The 3,697-nt window shown below is 68.5% G+C and carries 1 protein-coding gene; it reads right to left on the bottom strand.

Translation table 11 applies throughout. The features are described 5' to 3' along the window. Positions 1-514 precede the first annotated feature (514 nt). Positions 515-3,109, bottom strand: coding sequence for a DEAD/DEAH box helicase (locus ABD323_RS16710; protein ID WP_344442399.1), 2,595 nt, complete (start codon positions 3,107-3,109; stop codon positions 515-517). Positions 3,110-3,697: the final 588 nt, after the last annotated feature.

Genomic DNA, 3,697 nt, shown 5'->3' with positions numbered 1-3,697 from the left:
GCCGCGGCCGCCTTTGCGGAGCTGCTCCCGGATCGGGTTCGGGTGTCGGGCCCGGAGCACCCGGACACCCTCAACGCCCGGCATAGCGCCGCCGACTGGCAGGGTGAGGCAGGTGATGCGGTGGGCGCCGCGGCCGCCTTTGCGGAGCTGCTCCCGGATCGGGTTCGGGTGTCGGGCCCGGACCACCCGCTCACGCTCACCGCCCGTCATAGCGCTGCCTACTGGCGGCGGAAGGCGCGGAGGGCTCAGCTACGACGGTGGCTGCCCTTGTAGTCGTGGCTCTACGCCTTCTAGGCCGACTCGTCCGGGCCATGCTGGCCGAAATACCGCAGCCTGTCTCACCGGACCGACGACGGGGCTCGCCCCCCCACCGAATCCTGCCCCACGCCCTCCACCCGGTCAGCCTGGCGCACTCAGTCGGGCGCACTGCTTCGCGTTCGGATCACCTTGCCGGTGTGTCCCTGAGCCGGATACCGCACCCGCCATCGAGTCACCACCACCTGCTTCATCTCGCTCATGACCACTCCACGCCATGTTCGGCGAGCTGCGCGAGCTGGCGCGGCGTCAGCTTCGCCCGGCGGGCCTTTTGGTTGTTGAGCCAGGTACCCAGAGCGAAGTGCGACACGATCACCTGCTCCTCACCCCCGGGACCGGCCTCGACGACCTCCAGTGGCTCCTTGTGAGGCCGCCGGACGTTGGCGTGGCGCTCCCGCTCGACGAACTGCGCCAGGGCCGCTAGGCCCTGCTGGAACCGGTCCGTGCGGGAGACCTTGGGCTTCGCTGCGGCTGCTGCCCGAGCGGCCGCGAGCTCCTGGTCCTCGGCGATGCCGATCGCGGCCAGCAGGTCCCGCTGGTCCTCCTCCAGGCCGGGCCAGCTGGCCCGCTGCGCCGCGGCCCAGCGGCCGAGCTGCTCGCCCTCGAACACGGTGTCCTGCGGCAGGACGGTCCAGTCGACATGGCCGTCGGACTCGAGCCACCACTGCCGGGCGGTTGCGTAGGTGCGTTGCCAGGTGATTGGCCAGGTGGGGCACCACCACGGGTCGATCTCCTCCAACGCCCGGCGCCGCTCCGGGGCCAGCGCCCCCTGCTCCCCGGCCGGCACCTGCGCCGCCGCCCTCAGCTCGGACAGCCACGTGCCGATGGCGTAGCCGCCGACGGAGGCCCGCGCCGGGGCTGCCAGGCTCCCGCCGTGGTCCTTCGCCCAGACCCGCGCCCAGTCGAGGCCGGCCTCGAAGCGGGCATCGCTGACGGACCAGATCATCCCGAACCCGTCCAGCTGCGTCACGCGCCATGACGCCAGTTCGCCGGCGGCATTCTCCACCCGCCGATCCGACAACCACTTACCCAAAGGGAAGTTCTGGTTTTCTCCGACCAGTGCCGAATAGGGAACATCGAGACCGCCGGTCTCCTTGAACCAGTGCCGTACGTGACCGATCGCCTCACGCCACAACTGCGTTTCACTCGTCAGCACCCTTGATGCGATGAACAGCGCCAGGACGTCATCACCCGGGTCGCTCTCGAACCGCACCGGCAACGTGAACGCCCCCGCCCCACCAGCACTCCCGCCACTGCCCTCACCTGGGGCGAAGACTGCCTCGGCGCTGCGCCCGGTGGTCCGCTTCCCGGACTTCTGGGGCACCGCCAGGGCCTCGACCATGCGGGTGTCGTGTGACCTCAAAGCGGTCAGGATTTTGACGAGCCCACCGTAGCTGTCCGACTCCAGGATGTCACCGGGATTCTCTCCGGGCTTGAGGAAGACGGGCACGATAAGGCTCGCGATCTTGCCCTCGCCGGGCTTCATCCGCAGGGCCCGACCGACGGCCTGGACGATATCGACCATGCTGCCCCGGCCCATGAGGAGGATCGAGTCTGCATTCGGGATATCGACTCCCTCGCCCATGATCTTGCACTGAGAGATCACTCGGTAGCTCAGGCCGTCGTCTTCCTCGCTCTGCCCGAACTCGCCGATGATCTCCTCGCGGAAATCCACGGAGTGCTCTCCGGCGAGCCACTGCGCCCAGATTTCCTCAGGATATTTCTCCGGGTTCTGGAAGTGCAGCCGCTCGACCGTCTGGTTCAGTGTCTCGCTGAAATACCGGGCCTCAAGGGTGCGGTTGTGGAAGGTGATGGTGCGCTGCAGGGCGCGCTCGGCGGCCACTTTGAGGAGCCCGGCCTGCATCGCGGCCAGGTGCTCGGCCGGCACCTCGTCCTCGCTCCCGTCCTGCGCCTCACCCACCCCCGCGCCCCAGGGGACCGGCTGGGTCTTGGCCTTGTCCCGGTCGGCGAGCGGGTCACGCAGCTCCAGCACCACCACCTCGAACGGTGCCAAGAGGGATTTTTCGATCGACTCGGCCAGTCCCAGCGAGAACACGTGGGGCCCGTAGACACGTACGTCGTCCATGGACACCGCCAGCTCCTCCGGCAGCGGCTGGTGGGCCCCTTCGCGGGCCTTGACCATCCGCGTCGGCGGCGCCCAGATCCGGGGGGTGGCGGTCATGTAGCACCTGCGGGCCGCCGGAATCTGAGCCTGGTCGTGCACCACCGTCCACGACTTCTCGACGCTGCCGGAGGAGCGGTGCGCCTCGTCGCAGACCATCAGGTCCAGCTCGGGCAGCAGTTCCTGCTTCTCCTTCGCCCAGTAGGCGTAGGCGTCGCGCACCGCTCCGGCCGAGGCGTAGGTGGCGAACAGCGTGAGCGGGCGCCGGCTTTTGGCTGCCTTGGCGATCCAGTCCCCGACGATGAACCCCTTGGTGGAGGCCAGCACCCCGGCCGGGAGCTCCTTCTGCATCAGGGAGCACACCGCGTGCATCTGCCCGGCTCGGCCGGCCTCCCGCCACGAGCCCATCATCTGGAGCAGCAGGTTCAGGGTGGGCACCACGACCAGGACCACGCCGCGGGGCGCCAGGCGCTGCCCGGCCACCGCCCCCACATAGCTCTTGCCGGTGCCGGTGGCCATCTGCACCGTCACCCGCAACCCGTTCGGCGCCACCTGCCCCGGACGCAGCGTCAGGCCCCGCACGATGGCCGCCAGGGCCTCCTCCTGATGCCCCCGTAGTGTGACCCCCTTCGCGGCTTCCACGGCCAGCAGGCCCGGCTTTACGACACCCACGGAACTTCTCTCCCCTCACCCGAATTCACGACCCCGCACACGGCAATTCGCGGGATTCCCTGGCAGCGCGGTCCTGATACATTCAACAGCCGACGACCGGAAAGCTTCGGACTGGAAACTCAAGTCACTTCACGACAGCTATCCGGCAGGCTATCAGTCGGGCGATCGGATTCTGGGGAATCCGCCAGAAGTGGAGTCCACAGGCCCAGTACGGCGGGATCATCTGACAGTGAAGGGTTGATACACTTGGTCTCGTTGCTCACCATCCCAAGGTAGCGCACCCCGGCCCCCATGGAGGTGAAACAGTGGACTGGGGCCACGGTCTAGACCAATCTGGCGGGAGTGAAGCCGACCCGCACGCGCCCCCGAGCAGCCACCCCACTCCCAGCCAGCCTGTCGTGACATCAATAAAAAACCCAGATCAGTGATGTGATCAGGGCTCAGCCATCGGAGGGAATGGAGCGAAGCGGAGTGACCGACAGGCCCACGCTTCGCGTGGGCCGGCCTGACCGAAGGTCAGGCCACGGACACGCGGAGCGGGTCCGCCCACCGCCCGAAGGGCGATGGCGAACGGAGGGCCGAAGGCCC

This window comes from Kitasatospora nipponensis (assembly GCF_039528135.1).
Lineage (GTDB): Bacteria > Actinomycetota > Actinomycetes > Streptomycetales > Streptomycetaceae > Kitasatospora > Kitasatospora nipponensis.
The sequence above is the reverse complement of the archived record's forward strand: the minus strand, read 5'-3'. Positions and strand labels throughout refer to the sequence as shown.